We start from the raw sequence: 24,736 nt of genomic DNA on the forward strand, positions 1-24,736 counted from the left end.
TTTTTGTTGAGGGAGGTCACCCCGTGCAGGTCAGCGAGACGGTCGAGATCACCGGCCACCTGATGGACTCCGGGCTGCTCTCCCGGGTGCTCGACGACATCCGCGGGTACGGCGGTGAGTACACGCTGGACAAGTTCGACCTCGGCTACGACAAGGACGACCCGTCCACGGTCCGGATGACGGTCGGGGCGGACGACGAGGAATCGCTGCAGCGGCTGCTGATGCGGATCCAGACCAAGGGCGCGAACCTGGTCGACCCCGGCACGCCGGAGATCGCCGAGGTGACCCGGGACGGCGTCTTCCCGGACGGCTTCTACTCCACCACGAACCTGCCGACGAGCGTCCGCCTCAACGGCCACTGGGTCGCCGTCCAGAACCCGGAGATGGACTGCGGTCTGCTCGTCGAGGGTGAGATCGTCCGGACCATCCCGATGTCCGACGTGAAGGCCGGGATGCGGATCATCTCCAGCGCGCAGGGCGTCAAGGTGACCCCGCCGATCGTCGCGAACACCGAAGAGGCCTTCGGCTTCATGGAGTCGGAGGTCTCCAGCGAGAAGCCGCAGCGGGTCCTGGTCAAGCAGGTCGCCGACGGCATGCGGGAGGCGAAGGCCAACGGCCTGAAGGTGCTCTGGGTCGGTGGTCCCGGCATCGTGCACACCGGCGCGGCGCCGGCCATGGTCGCGCTCGTCGAGGCCGGGTTCGTCGACGTCCTGTTCGCCGGGAACGCGCTGGCCACCCACGACATCGAGTCGTCCCTCTACGGTACGTCGCTCGGTGTCGACCTGGCCCGTGGTCGCGGGGTCGAGCACGGGCACGAGCACCACATCCGCGCGATCAACACCGTCCGCAAGGCCGGTTCGATCGCGGCCGCGGTCGAGCAGGGCGTGCTCACCTCCGGCGTCATGCACGCGCTGGTCAAGCAGGGCAAGAAGTTCGTGCTGGTCGGTTCGGTCCGCGACGACGGCCCGCTGCCCGACGTCTACACCGACGTCCTCGACGGCCAGCGCGCGATGCGCAACGAACTGCCCGGCGTCGGGTACTGCCTGATGGCCGCGACCATGCTGCATTCGGTTGCCACCGGCAACATTCTGCCCGCCTCCATCCCGCTGACCTGCGTGGACATCAACCCGGCCACCGTCACCAAGCTCGCCGACCGGGGCTCGTCCCAGGCCCGCGGCATCGTCACCGACGTCGGCCTGTTCGTCGAGCACCTGGCCCGCGAGCTCAGCCCGTCGTACGCCGAGGCAAAATAGCCGGGTGACCCAAGCCTTCGCCGCGTTCCTGCACGAGTTCGAAGAAGCCAACTCCGCGTTCGTGAACGGCGATGTCTCGCGGTGGATGCCGCTGGTGTCGCGGAGCGAGGTGAGCTCGATCTTCGGTGGTTTCGGCGGCCACGAGACCGGCTGGTCGCAGGTCGGCCCGCGCTACGCATGGGCGTCGGCCCAGTTCGCACCCAGCGGCGCGGAGGTCGAGTTCGAGTACCTGGACCAGCACGTCGGCTCCGACTCGGCGTACACGGTCGCGATCGAGCGCTGCACGGTCCGGTACGTCGATCGCCCGGGTGAGCATCGTCACGAACTGCGGGTGACGATGGTGTTCAGGGTCGAGGATGGCGGCTGGAAGATGGTCCACCGGCATGCGGACCCAATGGCAGCCCCGCCGACCCCTCAACTGCTTGGATGACCCCTATGACCGAGCTTGTGCACCTGACCGTGACCGACGGCGTCGCGACGCTGACCCTGGATTCGCCGCACAACAAGAACGCGCTCTCCCAGCAGCTCACCGGTGAACTGCTCGAGCACCTGGAGAGCGCGGCCGGCGACGACGCGGTCCGGGTGATCGTGATCCGGTCGGCCCTCGACGTGTTCTGCTCCGGTGCGGACATGTCCGAGGCGACCAGCGTCGGCATGGGTGTCGGCGCGCAGCGGATGGTCGACGTACAGCGAGCGATCGTCGCCAACCCCAAGCCGGTGGTGGCCCGCGTCGCCGGACCGGTCCGGGCCGGCGGCATCGGCATCGTCGCCGCGGCCGACATCAGCGTGGCCGCGGCCAGTACGACGTTCGCGCTGACCGAGGTGCGCCTTGGACTCGCGGCAGCGACGATCTCGCTGACCGTGCTCCCCCGCCTGACCGACCGCGCGGCGGCGTACACGTTCCTGACCGGCAACGGCTTCGACGGCCTGGAGGCCGCCCGCCTCGGGCTCGTCACGCTCACCGTCAACGACGACGAGCTCGACGAGGTCCTCGAGTCCATGGTCGAGTCCGTCCTCCTCGGCGTCCCCCAGGGTCTCCGCGAGACCAAGAAGCTGCTCAACCGCGAGCTCCTCGCCGACATCGACGCCCGCGGCACCGAGCTGGCCGAGCTGTCCGCGTCCCTGTTCGGCTCCCCCGCCGCCCAGGAAGCCATGCTCGCCTTCTTGAACCGCCGCAAGAAGTAACCCACCCCAACGGCGCCATCTCATGGGTTAACCCACGAGCATGTGGGTTCTCCACCCGCATGCGAGTCCAACACCCACCACCTGATGGGTAAGCCCACCAAATGGGCCTGTTCTGACCCATTCGTGGGTGGTGCGGCGTACCGGTCTTCCTCGTGTGATGGGGCTGTTGACCTGGCGTGCTGGTGGGCTGGCTGGGTGCTGTTCCAGCGTTGGCAGTAGGTGGCCTGCGTGCAGTTGCTGAGGTGTGGACAGGAAATGGGGACTGTGAACAAGGCATAGCTTGTTCAAGGCCCCCGTTGGGGGTGCGCACCCCCCGGGTTGTATCCGGCGCCCCCGCGGACCTGTGCCACTGTCTAACCTCTCGTGCGGCGACTCGTGCAGGTGGTGCCGAGCGTGAACTGTCCGAGCCGCGCAGAGTTAGTCAGTGCTGGCGGTCCGCCCCCGCCCCGCCACTCCACGCCCTCCCGCCGCATCCCTCCGCCCTCGGCGAGCACGGTGGGTTCAGTCGCCGTGCAGAAAACAGCGGTACGACGTCGAGTGGAAGGAGATTGCCGCCAGCAATCGATGTCCAGCAGCACAGTGCGTCCAGTCGGCGACCTACTCCCCCCACTCGCCGACCACATCGGCCGAGGCCCTGCGCTCGGACGGCAACCCGCCGGTCCGACAACGCGCGAACCACCCACAGCTACGTCACAAAAGCCCCAAATGGTGGGAGGGCCCACCGCATGTCATTGGCCTCCCACCACGCCATGGGCAGGCCTACGAAATGTCAGAGAGTTTACGCGGCGATCTCTAGCTAACGTCCGAAAACACGCCGACCAGGTACGGCGGTTGTTCGGACGCAAGGGTCTCGGGGTCAGAGGATCAGGTGGTGGGGTTGGGCGGCGGTGAGGGGGAGGTTGGTGCGGGTGTCGCCGTGGCGGAGGGTGATGCGTTGGTCTTGGTCGGGGGTGAGGACCGCTTCACGGACGCCCGGTGACCAGGTGAGGTCGACGGTGACACCACCGCGGGCGCGGAGACCGGTGATGGTGCCGGTCGGCCATTCCGCGGGGAGAGCCGGGAAGAGTTCGAGCTCGCCGGTGTGGCTTTGGAGGAGCATTTCGGCGATACCGGCGGTGGCGCCGAAGTTGCCGTCGATCTGGAACGGCGGGTGCGCGCACAACAGGTTCGCGTAGACGCCCGCGCCGCTGCCGACGTAGTCGGTCTCGGTGTCGTCGGCCAAGGTCAGGAACGCGCGAATCAACCGATGGGCGGCCGCACCATCACGAAGCCGGGCGCGCAGGTTGATCTTCCAGGCCAGTGACCAACCGGTGGCCTCGTCACCGCGCAGGTCCATCGTCCGGGTGGCCGCGGCCGCGAGCTCGGGGGTGCCGTCCGGGGTGATCAGGTCGCCGGGGTGCAGACCGATCAGGTGCGACATGTGCCGGTGGTGCGGTTCCTGCTCCGGCAGATCAGCCGCCCACTCCTGCAACTGTCCCCGGCTGCCGATCGACGGATCGGGGATGCGCTTCCGCGCCGCCGCGAACTGATCCACCAGTACGTCGGTCAGTCCGAGCACCGAGGCGGTCTCGACACACCGGTCGAACAGGTCGGCGATCAGCGCGAGATCCATCGTCGACGAGACCGTGACCGACGCCGGCTCCCCGTCCGCCGCGACGAACTCGTTCTCGGGCGACGTGGAAGGCGACGTACCGAGGCTTCCGTCGGGCAGCTCGGTCAGCCAGTCCAGGCAGAACTCAGCGGCCCCACGCAACACCGGCCAGGCCTGCTCGAGGAACTCGCGGTCGCCGGTGAACGCGTAGTGGTCCCACAGATGCCGGACCAGCCAGGTGCCGGCCATCGGCCAGTTGGACCACTTCGGGTTGCCGTCGACCGGGACCGTCCAGCACCAGGCGTCGGCGTTGTGGTGCGCGACCCAACCGGCCGCGTCATAGCGCTCAGTCGCCGTACGACGGCCTGCCGTGGCGAGGTGACCGAGATAAGTGAGCAGTGGTTCGTGGCACTCGGACAGGTTGGTGGTCTCGGCCGGCCAGTAGTTCATCTCGGTGTTGATGTTGACCGTGTAGTTGGAGCTCCACGGCGGCTGCAGGATGTCGTTCCAGATCCCCTGCAGCGTGGTCGGCAGACCGCCCTGCCGCGAGCTCGCGATCATCAGGTAGCGGCCGTAGTTGAAGATCAGCGCGGCCAGCGACGGGTCGTCGTTGTGCGCCAGCCGCTCGTCGGTCGGCAACTCGGCAACCGCGGTCTGCTTGGCCGGAAGGTCAAGCGTCGAGCGGCGGTAGAGGGCGCGGTAGTCGGCCACATGCTCGGCCAGCAGGTCGTCGTACCCACGAGTGAGCGCGGCCTGGACCCGCGCGTCCGCCTCGGCGAAGCACTCCTCGCGGGTGCGCGTCGGCGCGACAGCAGGACCGTCGTACCCGGTCGCGGTCGACAGCACGAAGGTGAACTCGGTCGCGTCCTTGCTCGCGCTGCGGAGTGCAATCGCCGCCGCCATGCCGCGATCAGGACCGTCGGAATAGCGCACAGCCTCAACACCATCGCGGTGCGGCGGGGCCACGTCGGCCGGCGCCTGAACCAGCAGGCCGTTCTCGACCGCGGAGGACTGCAGTTGCGAGGTCAGCCGAGCAGTGACCCCGATCGGCCCCGAAGCTGTCACGCGGACGACGAGCACACCCGCCGGGTGACTGACGAAGGTCTCCTGCCGCAGCGACAGACCTCCGATCTCATACTCGACCGTGGCGACCGCCGTATCCAGGTCCAGCTCCCGCCGGTACGACGTCGCGTCGCCGCTGACCGTGTAGCCGAGCAGCAGGTCACCCAGCGGTAGATACGCCTGCGAGTGGCCGGCCTGGAATCCGGTGGCCAACTCCTCGGCCCGCCGTACGTCGCCTGCCGCGACCGCGTCGCGAACCGCCTGCAGGGCCTGCGATCCGACCGCACCCTTGGGCTGCGAGAGGAGTCGCTGGGTCTCCGGACTGCCGGACCACAGCGTCTCGTCGTTGAGTGCGAGCCGCTCGGTGCCGGGGCGGCCGAAGCACATCACCCCGATCCGGCCGTTGCCCAGCGGCAACGCCTCCACCCACTCCCCCGCCGGACGGTCGTAGCGCAAGCTGCTCACCGGATTCACCATGCGAGAGATCCTATGTCTCAGAGGTGCAGCTCGATCAAGAGGGGAAGGTGATCAGATGCCTGCGGTAGATCGTCCGCCACCTCGCCCGGGATCGGCAGCACCCGGCCGGAGAGCTCCGGCGAGGCATGCGCCCCGTCGATCCGCCGCTGCGGATCCGACGAGCTGAACGTCGGCCCGGCATCCGCCCCGAGGTCGACCAGCCCCTCCTCGGCCAACCGCTTCCACACCGGCCCGTCCGGCGTCTCGTTGAGATCACCCACCAGCAGGAACGGCGTACCGAAGGAGCGGCAGCCGCGCAGGACCTGCTCCAGCTCATGCTGCCGGCCAAGAATGTGCAGCCCCAGATGGCACACCACCAACGCCACCTCGGCCGACCCCACCGTCACCCGTCCACCGACCGCACCACCGGGCAGCTGAGTAGCAATGAACCGCAACCTCCGCCGCACGAACGGCCGCCAGATCCGCCAGTGCAACGGCTCGACCAGATCGATGCTGTCAGCAACCAAAACCGCGTTGCGTGCCGACGCCGCGAGGTACCGCAACCCAAAGGTCGCAGCCATCGCCCGCCGCTTCCGCCGAGTCCCCCACCAGGTAGGAGCCTCCTGCACCAACATCACGTCGGGAGCACAGGCCCGCACCACCCGCGCCAAAGCCTCGCGGTCGTCACCCCACCGATGGACGTTGTAGGAGAGGACCCTCAGCGCAGCGGGCGGATGCGGTTCGGTCATGCCTCCGAGTCGTTCAGGTCGACGGACTGGAGATCAGGATCAGGAGTTGCAGCGCGCAGCCCGGTACGACGGGCCGCGGACTTGCGGGCTGCCCTTTCCACTCGGGTGGAGCGGCCTCGCGCCGCGGCGGTCTTCGCCGTGACAGCGGTTGTCTTGACGCGGACCCGGCGGAGCCAGGTGGCTTCTTCGCGAGCCAGGTCAGCCGCGCCGACCATGCCTGCCTCAGGGCCGAGCACCGCGCGCACGATGCGCGCCTCGGGCCGGAAGCCGCGACCGGTCAGAGTCCGCTTGAACGCCTCACGTGCAGGAGCAAGTAGCAGCTCACCTGCATCCGAGACGCCACCGCCGATCACGAAGGTACCCGGGTCCAGCGCCGCTGCGAGGTTGGCCAGGCCGATGCCGAGCCACCGGCCGACATCTTCGAGCAGCTCAACGGCAACCGGGTCGCCGTCCTTGGCCAGCTCGGTGACCATCGGCCCGTTGATCTTCCGCGGATCACCACCGGCGGCCCGCAGCAGGTTGTGCGCAACCGGCGAACCGGACAGCGCCAGCTCGCGGGCCTCGCGGGTCAGCGCGTTGCCAGAGGCGTACTGCTCCCAGCAGCCACGGTTCCCGCACTCGCAGCGGTGCCCGCCCGGCACGACCTGCATGTGCCCGAACTCGCCCGCGATACCGAACTTCCCGCGCTGCAGAGCGCCGTCGTTCAGGATCGCGCCGCCGATGCCCGTGCCCAGCGTGACGCAGACCAGGTGGCTCTCGCCTTGCCCGCCACCGAAGCGCCACTCCGACCACGCGGCCGCGTTCGCATCGTTCTCGACCACGACCGGCAGGCCGAGGCGCCGTTCGACCGCATCCCGCAGCGGCTCGTGCCGCCAGGCGAGGTGGGGCGCGAACAGCACCGAGGAGCGCGTCCCGTCGACGAAGCCGGCCGCACCGATCCCGACCGCGATCACGTCGTGCCGCGACTCGAGGTCGTGCACGATCTCGGCGATCGCGTCCTCGGTCTCCTTCGGGTCCTTGGTCGGCGTGTCCCGGCGCAGCCGGTCCAGGATGTTGCCCTCCGGGTCGACCACCCCGGCGGCCACCTTGGTGCCACCGATGTCGATACCGATCGTCAAAGCCTGCGTCAGAGCCACACGAGCCTCCTCGTCGTGTCCCCCTCGGTAGATCCAGTATCCAGCATCGGCTGAATCACTCGACCGGCCCGAGGGCCGGGACCGGGCGGCGGGCCAGGTCGGCCGCACCGATCAGGCCGGCGTCGTTGCCCAGCTGCGCCAAACCAAAAGTCGGGTGCGGCCGGTTCGCCTTGGCCGGGAGGTTCTTCTCGAAGGCGACCTGCGCCGACTTCATCAGCAGCTCCTTGGCCGCGCTCACGCCACCGCCGATCACGACCGTGGTCGGGTCGAACAGGGTCGCGATACTCGCCAACCCCTCACCCAGCCAGCGCCCGAGATCCTCCAGCAGCTCCACCGCACACGGATCCCCCGCGGCCGCTGCCTCGGTGATCATCGGACCGGTCAGCTCGGCCGGATCCGTGATCCCGCACACGCTCAGCATCTGCGCGGCCGACAACGAACCCGACTCCGCCTGCGCACGTCCTTCACGCACCAGCGCACGCCCGGACGCGTACTGCTCCCAGCACCCGCGCGCGCCACATCCACACCGATGACCACCCGGTACGACGCGCATGTGCCCCAGCTCGGCGGCCACACCGTGCGCACCCCGGAGCAGCTGCCCGTCGATCACCACGCCACCACCGATACCGGTCCCGACCGTCACGCACACCATGTGCTCGGCCTCGCGCGCGGCACCGAAGGCGAACTCGCCCCAGGCCGCGGCGTTCGCGTCGTTCTCGACGACGACCGGGATCTTCAGCTTCTCGCCGACCCGGGCGCCGAGCGGCTCGTCCCGCCAGGCCAGGTTCGGCGCGAACAGGACCGTCGACCGATCTGACGACACGAACCCGGCCGCACCGATCCCGACCGCTTCCACGTCGTCGTGCGCGGCGATCAGCTCGGCCGCCGCGTCGATGATCGCCTCGGCGGTCGCGTCGACCGAGTCAGCCGGGGTGTCCCGATGTGTCCGGGCGCCGATCGTGCCGTGCGCGTCCACGACGCCGGCCGCGATCTTCGTCCCGCCGACATCGATGCCGATGGTCAGTCCCATGGTTCGGGGTCCTCACTCACGTCGATCCGGTCCACCTTGGGCGGTGCGGCCGGCTCGTCCTTCGCTTCCGGGGAACGCGACGCTGCGTCCTCCTGCTTCTGCCGGGCGACCTCGGCCGCCGACTCCAGCAACGTCCGCACCGAGCCGAGCACGTGCGCGGCAGCAGTGGAAAGCTGCTCGATCGTCTCCGGGCTGGTGTTGCGCACCTTGTTGATCAGCTGGCACACCGGGCACCAGACGCAGTCCGGCCCCGACTTGTGCTCATGTGGCTCTTCTGGGGAAGGCTCCTCAGCAGCAGGAGGAGGTCCAGCGTGCGTGTCAGCAGCAGACTGCAGTACGGCGAACAGCCGGGCGGCCTCCTCGGCGAGTGACCCCACCGGTTCCTTGGGACTCATCGGCCCTCCCCGATCGCCGCCTCGCGCGCCTCCTGCTTGGCGTGGTACTCAGCCGTCAACCCCTGAGCCAGCTCGGAAGCGGACTCCAACGGTCCCGCCGCGCTAGGGATCTCCACCGGCCGTGCGACCTCGCGCGGCGCGAACCGCACCTGCAGCCGCCCGTCGTCCAGCCGGGCTCCAGCCACCACACCGCGAGCCAGCGCAGCCGGCAACGGCAGCACCCGACGGTACGACCCGACCGTGATGATCAGCTCATCACCATGCCGGGCCAGCTCCAGCTCGCTGGCGGACGCCAGCGGCAACGGCATCGTCAACGTGTAGGTGCGACCGTCGGTGTCGATATGCCGGTCCACCCACAACGAAGTCTCTTCGGTCGCCCGCGCGAACGGGTCGTCCCCGCCGTACATCTCGACGGCGAACGCGGCCAGCTCCTCGACGCCGACCGGCTCACACACCCGGTACGGCGACTCCCAGATCGGCAGCGGCCGGAACGAGTCCGCGACCTCTTCGAGGATCCCGCGCTGCGCGGCAACCCACTGCCGCCGCCACGTGTCGGCGCCGGCCGCCGGGAACACCCGGTTGGCCACCACACCGTCGACTCGGTAGCCGTACAAGGACAAGCGCGTGAGCGAACGGCGAGCCTCAGCGACCACCACGGCCTCCGGCGTCAGCACCAGCCGCACCGAAGCGTCCGGTCCGGCCAGCAGCGCGCGGATGTCCGACAGGTCGCTCTGCAACCGCCGCAAGGCGTCGAAGACGGTGTCGTCCGGCATCGGAATGCTCGACGAGCGGCTCAGGAACGGCCGGAAGGTCCGCATCACCTTGCGCTCGGCGTTGAAGATCCGCTCCATGTACCAGTTGAGCGCGTCGGGCAATGCCAGCAGCCGCAGCGTCTCCGCGGTCGGCGCACAGTCGACGACGATCACGTCCCAGCGCCCGGACCGGACGTGGTCGCGGACCTCGAGCAGCGCGAGCACCTCCTCGGCACCCGGCAGCACGGTCAGCTCCTCGGCCTCGATCGGGTCGACACCGACCATGTGCAGCACGGAGCGCAGATAGGCCTGGATGTCACCCCAGGACCGCTCGAACCGGCGTTGCGCGTCGATCTGCTGAACGAACAGCAGGTCGTCGATCTCGGTCGGCTCCAGGCCGACCTCGGAGTCGAAGGCATCGGACAACGAGTGCGAGGCGTCCGTGGACAGCACCAGCGTGCGCAGACCGCGCAACGCGGCGAGCGTCGCGGTCCCCGCGGCCGACGTCGTCTTGCCGACGCCGCCTTTCCCTGTGTACAGCAGTACCCGAGTCACGTCAGATCAGGACTCGACGCGCTTCTTGAGCCCCTTCAGGGCTGTGTCGATGATGACTTTCTCGGCCTTGCGCTTCAGCATGCCGATCATCGGGATGGCGATGTCGACCGCCAGCCGGTAGGTCACTTCCGTTCCCCCGTTTGATCCAGGGCCGAGCTCTCGTAAGACATACGCGCCGTCCATGCCCTTGACCATCTTGGCCTCGACCAGCGTCCAGGTCACCTCGTTGCGGGACCAGACGTAGTCCAGCGTGTACTCGTCGGAGATCGCGCCGGCGTCGACCTTGAACCGGACCTGCTTGGGCCGGCCGGCCTCGTCGGTGGACAGCACCTGGGTCTCCCGCATCGAGTCGGCCCACTCCGGGTACGCCGCGAAGTCCGCGATCACCGCCATGATCTCTTTGGGGGTCGCGTTCACCACGATGGTCGAGGTGGTCTGTTCCGCCATCGATTCACCTCTTAGCTGCCGGGACTGCACCGTCGGGAGTTGCTCAGAGCGAGAGACTATCGCGGGTTGGTCCCCGGTACGTCGCTCGCCCGCGGCGCGGCCCGTTTCGGCTTCGTCCTTGAACGCCCACAACCGCTCCCGGTACTGCGTCACATACCGTTCCCGCAGCCTGGTGAGCGCCCGGCCCCGGACCGGGCGGGCCGGATCGACCCGCAGGTACCAGTGCACGACGACCCCGTCGCGAACCCGCTCCAGCCACCACTCCGCCGTACCGATCGCGGCCCCGGTGACAGCCCACCGCACACCCTCCGCACCACGCCGCTCGGACGGGGTCAGCGTGAGCTCCGGCCACCACTCACGCCAGAGGGTGTCCGAGCCGAGCCGCTCGGCAACGTAGGCTGGATCAGCAACGACCATGTCGTCGCAACTGATGTCTAGCGTGGGCATGAACTAAACCTAGTTCCCTGGGTCACATTCACCTGGCTACTTGCGGGTAAGTGACTGTAGCGTGCGCCGGAAGTCGACAATTCGTGACCGACTGAGGAGACGCGGATGCGTGAGTACACCGTTCCTGCTGTGACTGAGCCGCCCGGCGGCAGCTTGAGCGATCCTGTGTGGGCGAACGCGTCCTCCCACCCGGACACCGCCGTGTTCAGCAAGCGTGCGGGTGACACTGGTGCTGGCAATTGGCAGGACGTGACGGCGGCCGAGTTCGCCGCCGAGGTGACCGGAGTCGCCAAGGGCCTGATCGCGGCCGGTGTGAAGCACGGCGAGCGGGTCGCACTGCTCAGCCCGACCCGCTACGAGTGGACTCTGATCGACTACGCGATCTGGAGCATCGGCGCCGTCACCGTGCCGATCTACGAGACCTCGTCGGCGTCGCAGATCCAGTGGATCCTGACCGACTCCGAGGCCGTCGTCGCCCTCGTCGAGAACGCCACCCACGGTGCCGTGGTCGAGTCGGCCCGCGCCGAGGCCCCTGCCCTGCAGGAGGTCTGGCAGATCGAGGCCGGCGCGGTCGACCAGCTCACCGAGCTCGGCCGCGACGTCACCGACGCCGAGTGGGACAAGCGCCGTACCGAGGTAACACCTGACGACCTGGCGACGCTGATCTACACCTCCGGCACCACCGGCCGGCCGAAGGGCTGCCGGATCAGCCACGGGAACTTCATGGCCGAGCTCGAGCCGGCGGTCAAGATTCTCGACGAGCTCTTCGACACCACCGGCGCGAGCACCCTGCTGTTCCTCCCGCTGGCGCACGTGTTCGCCCGGATCATCCAGGTCGGCTGCGTGATGCGGCGGGTCAAGGTCGCGCACAGCCCGGACGTGAAGAACCTGGTCCCCGACCTGGGCTCGTTCCGGCCCACCTTCATCCTGAGCGTGCCGCGGGTCTTCGAGAAGGTCTACAACTCGGCCAGCCAGAACGCGCACTCCAGCGGCAAGGGCAAGATCTTCGACGCCGCCGCCGAGACCGCGATCGCCTACTCGCAGGCGCAGGAAAAGGGCGGCGCTTCGTTCGGCCTGAAGGCCAAGCACGCCCTGTTCGACCGCCTCGTCTTCAGCAAGCTCCGCGCGGTCCTGGGCGGCAAGGTCCAGTACGCCGTCTCCGGCGGCGCACCGCTCGGTGACAAGCTCGGCCACTTCTTCCGTGGCATCGGCGTACCGGTCCTGGAGGGCTACGGCCTCACCGAGACCACCGCCGCCGTCGCGGTGAACCTGCCCGACGACATCCGCATCGGCACTGTCGGCCGACCGCTTCCTGGTGTGACGGTCGGCGTGGCGGAGGATGGCGAGCTGCTCTTCAAGGGCGGCCAGGTCATGCAGGGCTACTGGAAGAACGACGAGGCCACCACGGCCGCGATCGACGGCGACGGCTGGTTCCACACCGGCGACCTGGGTGAGTTCGACGTCGACGGCTTCATCAAGATCACCGGCCGCAAGAAGGAGATCCTGGTCACGGCCGGCGGCAAGAACGTCGCCCCGACCGTCCTCGAGGACCAGATCCGCCTGCACCCGCTGGTCAGCCAGTGCATGGTCGTCGGCGACGGCAAGCCCTTCATCGCCGCCCTGATCACCATCGACCCCGAAACGATCGTGCCGTGGGCCACCGAACGCGGCAAGCCCACCGACGTCGCGTCCCTCACCGACGACGCCGACCTGATCGCCGAGATCCAGAAGGCCGTCGACGAGGCCAACAACTCGGTCTCCAAGGCCGAGGCGATCCGCAAGTTCCAGATCCTCCCCACCGACTGGACCCAGGAGTCCGGCGAGCTCTCCCTCAAGCTCTCGCTGCGCCGCCACATCGTCATGGCCAACCACGGCGACGACGTAGAAGCCCTCTACACCAAGTAGTCCCCACCCCAGCTGGTCGCCGCTCCAGCGCCCGAAGCCCCGCAAGACGTCGTCGTCGGGCCCTACGTTCCTTCGGACGTCAAGGCGGACGCGGCGCCAACGTCCGACACCCGGAGACAGGCCCTCCGCTCCTTCGGACGTTAACGGGGATACGGCGCCAACGTCCGAACACCCGGAGACAGGCCCTCCGCTCCTTCGGACGTTAACGGGGATACGGCGCCAACGTCCGAACACCCGGAGACAGGCCCTGCGGTTCTTCGGACGTTGCGGGTTCGAGGGGTCCGCCGACGCCGACGTACCGGATCCGGCCGTGTGCCGGCCCTCGCCATTTCAGGGGATATCCGTTGAAACGGACCCTTCTCCCCTCAAAATCTCAGGGGAGAACCGTGAACTTGAGCCGATATCCCCTGACTTTGCCGCAGCAGCCGCGGCCGGCGAGTCACCTTGAGCACCGCTCAACCACGCGACGGCCGACGAAACGGTTGAACCGTGCTCAAAGTCGAACGCCACGTCCACCTTGAGCACCGCTCAACCACGCGACGGCCGACGAAACGGTTGAACCGTGCTCAAAGTCGGATGCCCCGTCCACCTTGAGCACCCACCGACCGCTTTTGGGCCCGGCGAGTGGCTGAGCCGTGCTCAAGGTGGGACGGGGCCAACGCCGTTAATGTCCGAAGACGCGCCGACCATGTACTGCGATCGTTCGGACATTGGGGCAGTGGGGTGGGTGGATCAGCCGATCGGTTGATGGTTGGGCGAGCTTGTCGGGTGATGTGGGCCGGGGGCGCGGTCCGGCAAGCTCGGGGTATGAATCCGGTTGTCGAGGTCAGTGGTCTGCGGAAGTCGTACGGCGGCCGGACCGTCGTGGACGATGTGTCGTTCACGGTTGGCGAGGGGGAGATCTTCGGGATCCTCGGGCCGAACGGGGCGGGGAAGACCACCACTGTCGAGTGCATCTCGGGGTTGCGGGTGCCCGACAGCGGTCGGGTGCGGGTGACCGGGCTGGACCCGGCCAGCGATCGCGAGGCGGTCACCGAGGTGCTGGGGTCGCAGCTGCAGGAGAGTGAGTTGCAGGCCAAGCTCACTGTGCGGGAGGCCCTTGAGCTGTACGCCGCTTTCTACCCGCGCCCGGCCGAGTGGCGGTCACTCGCGGAGCGGTTGGGGCTCACTGCCCTGCTGACGAAGCGGTTCGGCGTACTGAGTGGTGGTCAGAAGCAGCGGTTGTTCATCGCGCTCGCGCTGATCGGCAACCCGCGGATCGTCGTACTGGACGAGTTGACGACCGGGCTCGACCCGCGGGCTCGCCGCGAGACCTGGGAGGTTGTCGAGGACGTCCGGGCGCGCGGTGTCACGGTGCTGCTGGTGACGCACTTCATGGAGGAAGCGCAGCGTTTGTGCGACCGGATCGCCCTCATCGACCAGGGCCGGATCACCGCACTCGATACCCCGCAGGGTCTGATCGCGCGATCCGCGGGCGCGACCGTCATCTCGTTCACGCCGTCGTCCCCGATCGACGACGAGGAGCTGGCCGCACTCCCCGCGCTCGCCTCGGTCGAGCACAAGAACGGCCGGATCACCTTGAGCGGATCCGACGAGACCGTCAACGCGGTCATCTCGCTGCTCGTCCGGCACCACATCACCGCGCACCAGCTTCGCGTCACCGACGCGACCCTGGATGACGCCTTCCTGAACCTCACCGGAGCCACCTCATGACCGCGACCGCGACCGCACCGACCCTAAGGACTTCGCCGTACGCCGCTGTCCTCCGCACCGAGACCAAGCTGTTCTGGCGTGAGCCCGGCGTACTGTTCTGGGGGCTGGCCTTTCCGTCGATCCTGCTCGTGATTCTCGGCTCCATCACATCCTTCCGGAAGGCAGATCCGGGGCTCGGCGGGCTGCGGTTGATCGACGTCTACGTGCCGGTTCTGGTCCTGGTCTCGGTGGTGACGACCAGTCTGCAGATGCTGCCGCCGGTCCTCACCGGGTACCGCGAGCGAGGCATCCTGCGCCGGATGTCGGCGACTCCGGTCCGCCCGTCCGCGCTGTTGTCCGCGCAGGTGGTCCTGGCCGGGGGCGCTGCGCTGGCCTCGGTCGTGCTCTGTCTGGCGATCGGCCGGATCGCGTTCGGCGTCAAGTTGCCGAGCCAGCCGATCGGCTACGCGATCACGCTGGTTCTCACAGCGGCCGCGGCGCTGTCCCTGGGCGCGTTGATTACCGCCGTGGCGCGGACCGCCAAGATCGCCTCCGCGATCGGCACTGTCGCCTACTTCCCCGCGCTGTTCACCACGGGCGTGTGGGTCCCGGTGCAGGCGATGCCGGACGCGATGGCTCGCATCATCACCCTCACCCCCTTCGGCGCGGCTGCGAAGGCACTCGGCGAGGCGGCGGCCGGCGATTGGCCAGCGTGGTCACAGCTCGGCGTACTGGCTGCCTGGGCGATCGTTCTGTCGGCCGCTGCGATGCGCTGGTTCCGGTGGGAGTGAGCCCCGCTCGTGCAGACTGAGGCTGTGACGACCGCAAGCGATCATGCCATCGATCGGCGCCGGGCGATGTTCAATCGCCTGGCGTCGCCGTTGCTGCTCGTCATCGCCGGCATTCTGGCGTTCATCACCAAAGACGTGATCACGCCGGAGCACTGGAAGCAGCAGCTCACCATCGCGGTGGTCGCCGCGACCGCGGTCCTCCAGCTCTTCTGGTTGTGGGCCGGCCCCCGGCGCTCCCGCCCGGATACGCTCTCGGTGACCTACTTCGTGGTCCGCTGGTTGCTGGGCTCCACGCTCTCGCTGCTGAACGGCTTCTTCGCGTTCTTCATGGCCGCGGGCTACTTCGACTCCGCCGTCCTGATCCCCGGCAAGCGCCGGCGGCGGTTTGCCCTGTTCGCCTGTTCGGTGCCGATCTCGTTCGCGCAGGTCGGCGGCATCCCGACCGACGGGCCCGTGGGCTGGATCGTGTTCGCGTGCCTGCTGACGGCCAACAACGCGTTGCTGAACTTCGTCGGCCGCATGGGCGAGCAGGAGGAGGAGCGCTCGCGGGCGCGCGCCGCCACCATCGCCGAACTCCAGCAGGCACAGGCGGAGAACGCCGCTCTGCACACGCAGCTCCTCATCCAGGCTCGCGAGGCCGGGGTCGCCGACGAACGCCGACGGCTCGCCGCGGAGATCCACGACACGCTCGCCCAGGGGCTGACCGGCATCATCGCCCAGCTCCAGGTCGTCGCGACCACGGCGGATCCGAAGGTCGCCGAGGAGCACGTCGGCCGCGCGACCGACCTCGCCCGGCACAGCCTCGGCGAAGCCCGTCGATCGGTCCAGAACCTAGCTCCAGAAGGGCTTTCGCACGACGGCCTGCCGGAGACGCTGCGCAAGACGGTCGACCAGTGGGCGGAGCGGACCGGCGTACAGACGGAGTTGACTGTCACCGGTACCGCGCAACAGTTGCACGGCGAGATCTCCGCGACCTTGCTCCGGATCACCCAGGAGGCGCTGGCGAATGTCGGCAAGCACGCAAATGCATCGCGGGCCGGCGTGACGCTCAGCTTCATGGATGGTGAGGTGACGCTGGACGTTCGCGACGACGGGTCCGGCTTCGACCCCTTGCGCCTGCCGGTCCGCACCGGCACCGGCGGCTTCGGCCTGGACGGCATGCGCGCCCGCGCCGAGCGCATCGCCGGCTCACTCACCGTGGAAGCAGAACCAGGAGCCGGTACGGCGGTCTCAGCCCGCGTACCGTTGGTGGTCGACGAACGATGACTGGGGAACGCGTGATCTCGCTGCTACTGGTAGACGACCACCCGGTGGTCCGCAATGGGCTGCGCGGCATGTTCGAGTCCACCGAGGGATTCACCGTGCTCGCCGAGGCCTCGAACGGTGTCGAGGCGGTCGCGCTGGCTGCTGAGCTCGACCCCGACGTGATCCTGATGGACCTACGGATGCCCGGCGGCAGTGGACTCGAGGCGATCGCCGAGCTGCAGCGTCGCCGGGCCCGCGCGAAGGTGCTGGTCCTGACGACCTGGGACACCGACACCGACACAGTCCCCGCAATCGAGGCCGGCGCGACCGGCTACCTGCTCAAGGACGCTCCCCCGGAGGAGCTGTTCCTCGGGGTTCGCGAGGCCGCGGCCGGGCGGGCAGTCCTCTCCCCCGCAGTCGCTTCCCGGCTGGTGTCCGCCGTACAGACGCCGGCGCCGAGCCCGTTGGCTGCGCGGGAGCGTGAGGTCCTCGTCCTGGTCGCGAAGGCTACGTCGAACCGCGAGATCGCCCGCGAGCTGTTCATCAGCGAGGCCACGGTGAAGACGCACCTCAGCCACATCTTCACCAAGCTGGACGTGAACGATCGCGCGGCCGCGGTCGCGAAGGGTTACGAGCAAGGGATTCTGGGCCGGTAGTGTCCCGGTCCGCCGGCAGGTGCGGACCGGACCACGTCGACCAGCTCACTTGCCGCCCGTGAAGGTAATCCCTTGGGTGATCTGCTTCTGGGCGACGAAGAACAGCACCAGGCACGGCAGCGTGATCAGCAGCGAGGTTGCCATCAGCAACGGGGTGTCCGTGCCGTTCACCGACTGGAACCCGGCCAGGGCCAACGGCAACGTTTTCCACTCGTCGGAGTTGATGTAGATCGCCGGCCCGAGGAAGTTGTTCCAGTACCCCATGAACAGCAGGATCGAGACCGCCACCACCGCCGGCCGGGCCAGCGGCAGGTAGACCAGCCAGAAGGTCTTGAACCATCCACACCCGTCGACGACCGCCGCGTCCGCCAGCTCCGACGGCATCCGCGCGAAGAACTGCCGGAACAGGAAGATGAAGAACGGCGACCCGAAGAACGCGGGCAGGATCAGCGGATAGAGCGTGTCGATCATGCCGAGGTTGTTGAAGAGCATGAACTGCGGAACCATCGTCACCTCCCCCGGCAGCAGCATCGTCGCCAGCACGACGCCGAACACCAGCCCGGAGAACCGCACCCGCAGCCGCGCGAACGCGAACCCGGCCAGCGAGCACGAGAAGACCGTGCCGACGATCGGGATCAGGGTCGTCAGCGCCGAGTTCAGCGTGTAGCGCCAGAACGGGAACGACGTCACCGCCCGCCGGTAGTTGTCCCACAAGAACTCATGCGGTACGACGCTCGCCCCCGAACTGCCTACTCCGGCCAGCGACCGCAGTGAGGTGGCGATCATCCACAGGAACGGGTACACGAACACCACCGAGCCGACGGCGAGTACGACGTACAGGCTGATCGTGGTGGCCACACTGCGGCGTCTCATTTCTTCCTCCGCTTGGTCCCGAGCTCAGTCTCGTAGTACACAGCGAAAGCACTCCCCCGCAGCGTCACCGTGGTCAGCGCCAGGATGACGACGAACAGGATCCAGGCCAGCGCGGAGGCGTAGCCCATCCGGAAGTTCTTGAACGCGTTGTCGTACAGGTAGTAGACGAAGAACAGCAGCGAGTCCTTCGGGCCGCCGTTCGCGATGAAGCCCTGGGTGAAGATCTGCAGCGAGCCGATGATCCCGGTGAGCGCGTTGAACAGGATGATCGGCGACATCTGCGGCATCGTCACGTGCCAGAACATCCGCAGCGTTCCGGCCCCGTCGATGGCGGCCGCCTCGTACAGGTTCGCCGGCACGTCCTTCAGCCCGGCCAGGTAGATCACCATCGCCCCGCCGACCGTCCACAGGCTCATCAGGATCACCGTCGGCAGCGCCCAGGCCGAGTCGTTGAACCAGCCCGGTCCCTCGATCCCGATCTTGGCCAGTACGTCGTTCGCGAGCCCGTACCGCGGGTTGAACACCCAGAGGAACAGGACCATCTGGGCCACGCCGGACACCAGGCTCGGCAGGTACCAGATGGTCCGGAAGAACCGCATCCCGGGGAGTTCGGCGTTCAGCAGCAGCGCGACCACGAAGGCGAGCGCGGTCTGCAACGGCACGCTGATCACCCCGTACAGCAGCGTCACCTTGAGCGCCTGACCGACCCGCGGGTCCTGGAACGCCTCGGTGTAGTTGGCGAAGCCGACGAACCGCGGCGGCGTGATCAGGTCCCACGACGTCAGGCTGACGAAGATCGACGAGATCATCGGCCCGACCGTGAAGATCGCGAACCCGATCAGCCAGGGCGAGATGAACAGCCAGAACGCGATCGTCTTGTCGGCCCGCGGCCACCGGCGTCGCGCCCCGTACGCCGCCAGCCCGATGACGGCGTACAGGACGATCAGCAACAGCAGGAACGGGACCAGCGGGACCAGCGCGGTGGGGACTCCCCACGACGCCACCAGGTCCCGGATCCAGCCAATTGTCGGATTCACTTTTTGAGAGCCGCCGTGCACTTGGCCATCAGGTCAGGCAGCACCTTGGCGACGTCGTCCTTGCCGGTGCCCAGCGCGGTGTAGCTGTTCATCCCCTTCTCGGCATCACCGGAGACCTGGTTCTCCTTGACCACCGACGGACCGACGACGCCGGTCTTCAGCGCGGTGGTGAAGGCGGCCAGGTTGCGATCGGCCGGAAGCACCTTCTCCAGGGTCCCCGACGACGCAGCGATCACCGGTACGCCGAGGGCGGTGTTGCCCTGGATGAGCTGATCCTGCGCGACCTGCTGGGTACCGGCGAACTCGACGAACTTCTTCGCCGTCTCCAACTGCTTGCCGGTCGCCTTCTTGCTGATCGCGAGCCCGTCGACCTCCATCTGGAATCCCTTGCCCGGCACCGGGACGAGCGTCCAGTTCGGCTTGCTGATCTTCGCGAAGTCGGCCACCGTCCACGGACCGAAGTCGCTGAACATGGCCAGCCTGCCGGCCGCGAACCACTGCGCCTGGTCCTGGCCCTGGATATCGGTCGAGGTCGGCGCCGACTTCTGGTTCTGCAGATCGATGACGTACTGCGCGGCCTTCACCCCGGTCTCGTCGCCGAAGGTGCACGCGGTCCCGTCGGCGTTGTAGTAGCTGCCGCCGGCCGCCGTGAGCCAGCCGCGGTAGTACAGGTTGCTCGACCCGAAGACGCGCGCCTTGCCGTCACCGTGCGACAGCTTGGCGGCCAGCGTCTTGAACTCGTCGAGGGTCAGCGGGGTGGTTGCGCTAGGCAACGGTACGCCGGCGGCCTTGAAGGCGTCGACGTTGATCGCCATCACCTTCGGCTTGGCCGCGAACGGCATCGCGTAGTACTTGCCCTGGAACTGCAGCGCCGACGAGATGTTCGGCTGGACGTACTTGCCCGGGTCGACCTGCTGCTCGGCGAAGCTGGGCACGAACCCGGCCAGGCTGTTGTTGCTGATCTCCATCACGGTCGACTGGGTGCCACCGGCGATCGAGGTCAGGACCTTCTGCTCGTAGTCGGCCTGGATCCAGTTGGTGGTCACCTTGGTTCCGGGGTTGGCCTGCTCGAAGGCGGCGGCGATGGCCTTCAGCGAGGCGGCCTCGGAGTTCGTGCCCCAGAAGGAGAACGTGATATCGGCGGAGTCGCTGTTGGTGTTGCTCGCGGGCTGACTGCTGGTCGCGCAGCCCGCGGCGAGCACAAGCGCGGCGGCGACTGGGATCAAACGGAGCTTCATGAGGGGGTCCTTAAAGGGTGAAGCGGGCCGTCTGGCCCGGTTCGAGGGGATGTGTTTCGGCGCCGACCGTCACCGGCAGCGGTCCGGGTCCGCTGTGCACGGTGACTTCAGTGCTCTGCCGGGCCTCCTGCGTAATGCGGAGGTCCCAGTCGCCGACCTTCACGTGGTCGGCGGTCAGCCACCCGATCTCTTCCGGCAGGTGGGACTCGATGGTCAAGGCTGACCCGGCCGTGGGACGCAGACCGAGCAGGCCGACGACGAGGTGGTCGACGACCGTGAACGAGATCTCCGGGTAGTCGTCCCGGCTGTCGATCAGGTGCTTGGTCCAGCGCCAGGCCGACTCGTCGCGCCCGTACTTGAACAGCAGTTCGGGGTAGTAGCTGAGCGATTCGATGTTCTTCGGCGGGTCCGAGTTCATCTTGGACTCGAGCCAATCGAGCGACTGCTCGGTACCGCCGAGCCCGAACAGCGGCGGCAGCGTGTGCGACTCCAACCCCCAGTCGAAGTCCAGACCGTCCTTGGTCACGCCGCGGGCGAAGTGATCACCACCCCACCAGCTCTCGTACGTCGCCTGGATCTTCTCCGCCTCGGCGTCCCGGCCGAGTTTGCGCAGTACGGCGTAGTGCGTCGCGAGGCCGTCGCCCGCGATCAGGAGCGGAGCCTCCCGCTCGTTGTAGGTCGCGGTGCCGAGGAAGATGTCGGCGGTGCCGCCGGCCTCCGGGATGCCGTCACCATCGGCATCATGGGCCGTCACGAACGAGCCGACACTGTTCTCGTAGTACGCCGCGAGGTCGGGGTCGTCGATCCATCGGCGGTCGCCGGTCCAGTCGTACTGTTCCAGCGCCCGGTAGCAGAGGTCGAACACCGCGGGGATCTCCCGGACGAAGTGCTCGTCGCTGTGATAGTCCAGGGCCGCGATCCGGCCGTCGAAGTGGAACGCCCAGATCGGGAACCATCCCCGGGCCGGCGTCGCGGACCGGGCGAAATGCCGGAACATCGTGAAGTTCTCGGCGTCCAGGCCGAGCAGGTGCGCACCGGCCGCCTGGTGGCAGATGTCGCGCGAGTAGAACATGTCCCGCGACGGGTAGCCCGCCCAGTACGACGGAAGGTTGTCGGGCGCCTTCCCGGTCTGGACCCAGTCCAGAGCACGCCGCGAGGCCCAGGCGAAGCCCTCCTCGACGATGCCGGAGTCGGAGCTCACAGTGAGCACTTGACACTCCTCGGAGATCGGATATTAGCGGTAAAATTTCCTTGCTAAAGTAAGCACATAGGCCAATTCCGTCAATACTTCAGCCGCGCCGGTTTTACCGCTATAGTCGCCGCCGTGACGAGCTTTGAGATCCTGGCTGGGAGCATTCAGCGGACCGGTACGGCGACCGGTGCGCGCTCGGTGACCGAGCTACCGAGCGCGGAGTCCGGCGTACTGCGCTTCGAGGTGGTCGCGGACGGTCCGGTGACGCTGCGCTGGACCTGGCCGACCGGGTCGGCGGTGACGCTGTGGCGGGCCTCGTGTGGCGCGCGCCGCGAGCTCCCGACCGACTGGGGTTCGCGGCGCCGGATCAACTCGGTCCGGTCTGCCCCGGTCGGCAGTCTGGTCGACGATCGCGATCGCAGCCTGCTCACCGTGGCTTTGTCGGCGCACGTTCGCGGCTGTGAGTTCGCGATCGGGGTGAACGAGGAGACCGCCGAGCAGCTGATCGAGGTGGTTGCCGACGACATCGAGCTGACCGGCGGTGTGGCCCGGTTCGTCCTCCGGATCGATCTGCGCGACGTCCATTTCGCCGAGGCGCTGCGCGGTGTGACGGCCGAATGGACGGCCGACCTCGGTGACCGGGTGGCCGTCGTACCGGAGATTGCGCGGCAGGCCATGTACTCGACCTGGTACAGCGACCATCAGCACGTGACCGCTGCAACTGTCGAGCACCACGCGGGCGCCAGCGCGGCGTACGGGTGTGAGGCGATCATCGTCGACGACGGCTGGCAGACGGACAGCACTGCGCGCGGGTATGCGTACTGCGGTGACTGGGAGCCGACCAGCGGCAAGTTCCCCGACATGGCCGAGCATGTCCGGCGGGTGCACGAACTCGGGCTGCGTTACGTGCTGTGGATCGCGCCGCCGCTGATCGGCGTGCACTCCAAGGCGTGGGAGCGGTTGAAGGACCGCGTGCTCGGGTTCGCCGACGGTGAGGTGGTCGCAGTGCTGGATCCGCGGTATCCCGAGGTGCGCGAGCATCTGGTCGAGTGCTGCGTCCGTCCGGTGCGTGACTGGGGCGTCGACGGGCTGAAGATCGACTTCATCGACTCCTGGGCGTGGGAAGGTCCTGTCCCGGATGCGCCAGATGCCGACTGCACGTCGATCGATGAGGGCGTGGAGCGGTTGCTGCAGGCCGTTCGCGACGAGGTGCAGCGGCTGCGGGACGACGTACTGATCGAGTTCCGGCAGGACTATGTGAACCCGCGGCTGTGGCAGTTCGGCACCTTCCTGCGAGCCGGCGACTGCGCGATGGATCCGGTGGAGAACCGGGTCCGCACGATCGATACCCGGTTGCTGGCCGGGGATCGCGCGGTGCACTCGGACATGCTGATGTGGCATCGCTCGGCCGCTCCGGAGACGGTGGCGCAGCAGTTCATCAGTGCGCTGTTCAGCGCGGTGCAGGTGTCGATGGAGCTCGAGGCGTTGCCGGCTGAGCACGATCGCGTCGTTCGGTACTGGTTGGCGTTCATGCGCGAGCACTTCGACGTACTGCACCATGGGGTGCTGCTGCCGTCCCGGTCGGACGCACGGTATCCGCAGATCAAGGCGGTGGGCGCGACGACCGTGGTGGCCGTGTTCACGAACCCCGTCGTGCAGCTGACATCGAGTGACCGCTCGGTTGTTGTGGTCAACGGTGGTAGCGAACCGCGACTCCTGGTCGAGGGTGCCGGTCCCGGACCGGTCGACCTCGTAGTGTCGGACTGTTCGGGGGCTGAGGTGTACCGCCGTACGGAAACGCCGTCTGCACTGTGGGCGATCGACGTACCGGTGGCTGGAGTAGCGCGCATCGAACGGAACTAAGGGGGCTGGATTGGTAACACGACCACGCCGTACGACGGTTGCGGATGTAGCGCGCCTCGCGGGGGTGTCCGCGATGACGGTGTCGAACGTCTTGAACGCACCGCACCGCGTGAGCGAGCCGACGGTCCGCACCGTGCAGGCGGCGATCGACGAACTCGGCTACATCCCGAACCACGCGGCCCGGGCGCTGTCGTCGGGCCGCAGCCAGGTCATCGGCCTGCCCCTGTACGACGAGTTCAGTGAGGAGAACCCAGGACTCAGCGGGTTCCTGCACGGCCTGCTCGACGGCCTGGTGCGCGCTGCGGCGATCTCCGGGTACGGCGTTCATGTCACCACGCCGACCGTGGGAGCAACCGAGATAGCGCTCTACGAGAAGCTGATCGCGGCCCGCCAGGTCGACGCGATCGTGGTACTGGAGACGATGCCGAACGACGCGCGGATCGAGTTCCTCAGCCAGCGCCGGTTCCCGTTCGTCGCGTTCGGGCGCACGGGTCCGCAGCACCGGCAGTGCTGGGTCGACGTGGACAACGAGACCTCGATGGCCGGGATCGCCCAGCACCTGCGAGAGAGCGGCAGGGAGAGCGCTCTCTACCTGAGAACGGACAGCTCCCTGCCGTGGGTTCACCAGCGGGAGGACGGCTTCGTCCGCGAGTTCCCGTCGACCGTGGTGCGCTCCTTCGGAACGCTCGAAGAGGTCGACGAGTACGTGTCGTCGGAGAGCGCTCCCCCGGATGTTCTCGTCGCGGACAACGACGCCTTCGCGGTGGTCGCGATGCGCGCGCTACAGCGCCGAGGTATCCACGTCGGCGAGGACGTCGCGGTCACCGGCTTCAACGACTTCCCGTTCGCCAGCATGCTCGACACTCCCCTGACCACCGCGCGCATCCCCTTGCGCGACATCGCGGCCTGCCTGTTCGACCGCGCACTGCTGGAGATCAACGGCGACCCCGATCAGCCCGGCCGACTCGTCACTGCACCGCTGGTGGTTCGGTCGAGTGCCTGACGGGCAATGCCTAACACCACGATCGTGCCGAGGACGCCGGCCGCGGCGATGGTCAGACTCGGTTCGAGGTAGGTGCCGACGACGCCCGCTAGCCTCGGGATTTCATGTCGGTGGGGTTGGGTTCGGCGTGTAACGCACGGAAGTGCCTGTCTGGCGCGGGATTCTTGGCTTGTCGAAGGTCAA

General features: G+C 67.9%; 21 protein-coding genes. 10 read left to right on the forward strand and 11 right to left on the reverse strand.

Annotated elements, in window-relative coordinates; translation table 11 throughout:
• Positions 1–23: 23 nt before the first annotated feature.
• From ACFVWG_RS06470 to ACFVWG_RS06480, 3 genes are read left to right on the forward strand one after another with little or no spacing between them, the layout of a single operon-like run.
• Complete coding sequence (locus tag ACFVWG_RS06470) at positions 24–1,253, forward strand: TIGR00300 family protein (protein ID WP_391542115.1); 1,230 nt, start codon at positions 24–26, stop codon at positions 1,251–1,253.
• Positions 1,254–1,257: 4 nt separating this feature from the next.
• The gene (locus ACFVWG_RS06475) at positions 1,258–1,683 is read left to right on the forward strand and encodes a YybH family protein (protein WP_391542116.1); all 426 of its coding nucleotides are present in this window, start codon (positions 1,258–1,260) and stop codon (positions 1,681–1,683) included.
• Positions 1,684–1,688: 5 nt separating this feature from the next.
• Positions 1,689–2,438, forward strand: coding sequence for an enoyl-CoA hydratase-related protein (locus ACFVWG_RS06480; RefSeq protein ID WP_391542117.1), 750 nt, complete (start codon positions 1,689–1,691; stop codon positions 2,436–2,438).
• An 856-nt stretch (positions 2,439–3,294) separates the two neighbouring features.
• On the opposite strand, the gene ACFVWG_RS06485 is transcribed toward ACFVWG_RS06480, so the two are convergent.
• From ACFVWG_RS06485 to ACFVWG_RS06515, 7 genes are read right to left on the reverse strand one after another with little or no spacing between them, the layout of a single operon-like run.
• Positions 3,295–5,556 (reverse strand): glycoside hydrolase N-terminal domain-containing protein, encoded by a 2,262-nt coding sequence (locus ACFVWG_RS06485; protein ID WP_391542118.1) that lies wholly within the window; start codon positions 5,554–5,556, stop codon positions 3,295–3,297.
• A 29-nt stretch (positions 5,557–5,585) separates the two neighbouring features.
• A complete protein-coding gene (locus ACFVWG_RS06490) occupies positions 5,586–6,296 on the reverse strand; it encodes an endonuclease/exonuclease/phosphatase family protein (RefSeq protein ID WP_391542119.1) in 711 nt (236 codons plus the stop codon).
• Positions 6,293–7,432 carry an ROK family glucokinase gene (locus tag ACFVWG_RS06495; RefSeq protein ID WP_391542120.1) on the reverse strand — a complete coding sequence of 380 codons (1,140 nt, stop codon included), beginning with the start codon at positions 7,430–7,432 and terminating at the stop codon, positions 6,293–6,295. Before ACFVWG_RS06495 ends, ACFVWG_RS06490 begins: the two co-directional genes overlap by 4 nt.
• Positions 7,433–7,487: 55 nt before the next feature.
• Positions 7,488–8,462: an ROK family glucokinase gene (locus tag ACFVWG_RS06500; RefSeq protein WP_391542121.1), complete on the reverse strand. Its 975-nt coding sequence runs from the start codon at positions 8,460–8,462 to the stop codon at positions 7,488–7,490.
• Positions 8,453–8,857, reverse strand: coding sequence for a hypothetical protein (locus ACFVWG_RS06505; RefSeq protein ID WP_391542122.1), 405 nt, complete (start codon positions 8,855–8,857; stop codon positions 8,453–8,455). The genes ACFVWG_RS06500 and ACFVWG_RS06505 overlap by 10 nt, the downstream gene beginning before the upstream one ends.
• Positions 8,854–10,164, reverse strand: coding sequence for an ArsA family ATPase (locus ACFVWG_RS06510; RefSeq protein ID WP_391542123.1), 1,311 nt, complete (start codon positions 10,162–10,164; stop codon positions 8,854–8,856). Before ACFVWG_RS06510 ends, ACFVWG_RS06505 begins: the two co-directional genes overlap by 4 nt.
• A 6-nt stretch (positions 10,165–10,170) precedes the next feature.
• A complete protein-coding gene (locus ACFVWG_RS06515; protein ID WP_391542124.1) occupies positions 10,171–11,058 on the reverse strand; it encodes an SRPBCC family protein in 888 nt (295 codons plus the stop codon).
• Positions 11,059–11,163: 105 nt separating this feature from the next.
• Between ACFVWG_RS06515 and ACFVWG_RS06520 the strand changes: the two genes are divergently transcribed.
• The 5 genes from ACFVWG_RS06520 (at position 11,164) to ACFVWG_RS06540 (ending at position 17,347) form a co-directional block, all read left to right on the forward strand.
• On the forward strand, positions 11,164–12,963 hold the full coding sequence (locus ACFVWG_RS06520) for an AMP-dependent synthetase/ligase (RefSeq protein ID WP_391542125.1): 1,800 nt from the start codon (positions 11,164–11,166) through the stop codon (positions 12,961–12,963).
• 807 nt (positions 12,964–13,770) lie between these two features.
• On the forward strand, positions 13,771–14,676 hold the full coding sequence (locus tag ACFVWG_RS06525; protein ID WP_391542126.1) for an ABC transporter ATP-binding protein: 906 nt from the start codon (positions 13,771–13,773) through the stop codon (positions 14,674–14,676).
• Positions 14,673–15,446: an ABC transporter permease gene (locus tag ACFVWG_RS06530; RefSeq protein WP_391542127.1), complete on the forward strand. Its 774-nt coding sequence runs from the start codon at positions 14,673–14,675 to the stop codon at positions 15,444–15,446. Before ACFVWG_RS06525 ends, ACFVWG_RS06530 begins: the two co-directional genes overlap by 4 nt.
• A 24-nt stretch (positions 15,447–15,470) precedes the next feature.
• On the forward strand, positions 15,471–16,712 hold the full coding sequence (locus ACFVWG_RS06535; RefSeq protein WP_391542128.1) for a sensor histidine kinase: 1,242 nt from the start codon (positions 15,471–15,473) through the stop codon (positions 16,710–16,712).
• Positions 16,709–17,347 (forward strand): response regulator, encoded by a 639-nt coding sequence (locus ACFVWG_RS06540; protein ID WP_391542129.1) that lies wholly within the window; start codon positions 16,709–16,711, stop codon positions 17,345–17,347. The genes ACFVWG_RS06535 and ACFVWG_RS06540 overlap by 4 nt, the downstream gene beginning before the upstream one ends.
• 45 nt (positions 17,348–17,392) lie before the next feature.
• Here the strand turns inward: ACFVWG_RS06540 and ACFVWG_RS06545 are convergent, their stop codons facing one another.
• The 4 genes from ACFVWG_RS06545 to ACFVWG_RS06560 are packed head-to-tail and all read right to left on the reverse strand — an operon-like array spanning position 17,393 to position 21,705.
• On the reverse strand, positions 17,393–18,220 hold the full coding sequence (locus ACFVWG_RS06545; protein ID WP_391542130.1) for a carbohydrate ABC transporter permease: 828 nt from the start codon (positions 18,218–18,220) through the stop codon (positions 17,393–17,395).
• A complete protein-coding gene (locus ACFVWG_RS06550) occupies positions 18,217–19,257 on the reverse strand; it encodes a carbohydrate ABC transporter permease (RefSeq protein ID WP_391542131.1) in 1,041 nt (346 codons plus the stop codon). Before ACFVWG_RS06550 ends, ACFVWG_RS06545 begins: the two co-directional genes overlap by 4 nt.
• Positions 19,254–20,495, reverse strand: coding sequence for an extracellular solute-binding protein (locus tag ACFVWG_RS06555; RefSeq protein ID WP_391542132.1), 1,242 nt, complete (start codon positions 20,493–20,495; stop codon positions 19,254–19,256). Before ACFVWG_RS06555 ends, ACFVWG_RS06550 begins: the two co-directional genes overlap by 4 nt.
• A 10-nt stretch (positions 20,496–20,505) precedes the next feature.
• Positions 20,506–21,705 carry a hypothetical protein gene (locus ACFVWG_RS06560; RefSeq protein ID WP_391542133.1) on the reverse strand — a complete coding sequence of 400 codons (1,200 nt, stop codon included), beginning with the start codon at positions 21,703–21,705 and terminating at the stop codon, positions 20,506–20,508.
• A 114-nt stretch (positions 21,706–21,819) separates the two neighbouring features.
• On the opposite strand from ACFVWG_RS06560, the gene ACFVWG_RS06565 reads away from it, so the two are divergent.
• Both ACFVWG_RS06565 and ACFVWG_RS06570 read left to right on the forward strand, forming a co-directional pair.
• Positions 21,820–23,550, forward strand: coding sequence for a glycoside hydrolase family 36 protein (locus tag ACFVWG_RS06565; RefSeq protein ID WP_391542134.1), 1,731 nt, complete (start codon positions 21,820–21,822; stop codon positions 23,548–23,550).
• A gap of 10 nt (positions 23,551–23,560) precedes the next feature.
• Positions 23,561–24,553: a LacI family DNA-binding transcriptional regulator gene (locus ACFVWG_RS06570; RefSeq protein WP_391542135.1), complete on the forward strand. Its 993-nt coding sequence runs from the start codon at positions 23,561–23,563 to the stop codon at positions 24,551–24,553.
• Positions 24,554–24,736: the final 183 nt, after the last annotated feature.

The sequence above is a fragment of the Kribbella sp. NPDC058245 genome, from assembly GCF_042882005.1.
Classification (GTDB): Bacteria; Actinomycetota; Actinomycetes; order Propionibacteriales; family Kribbellaceae; genus Kribbella.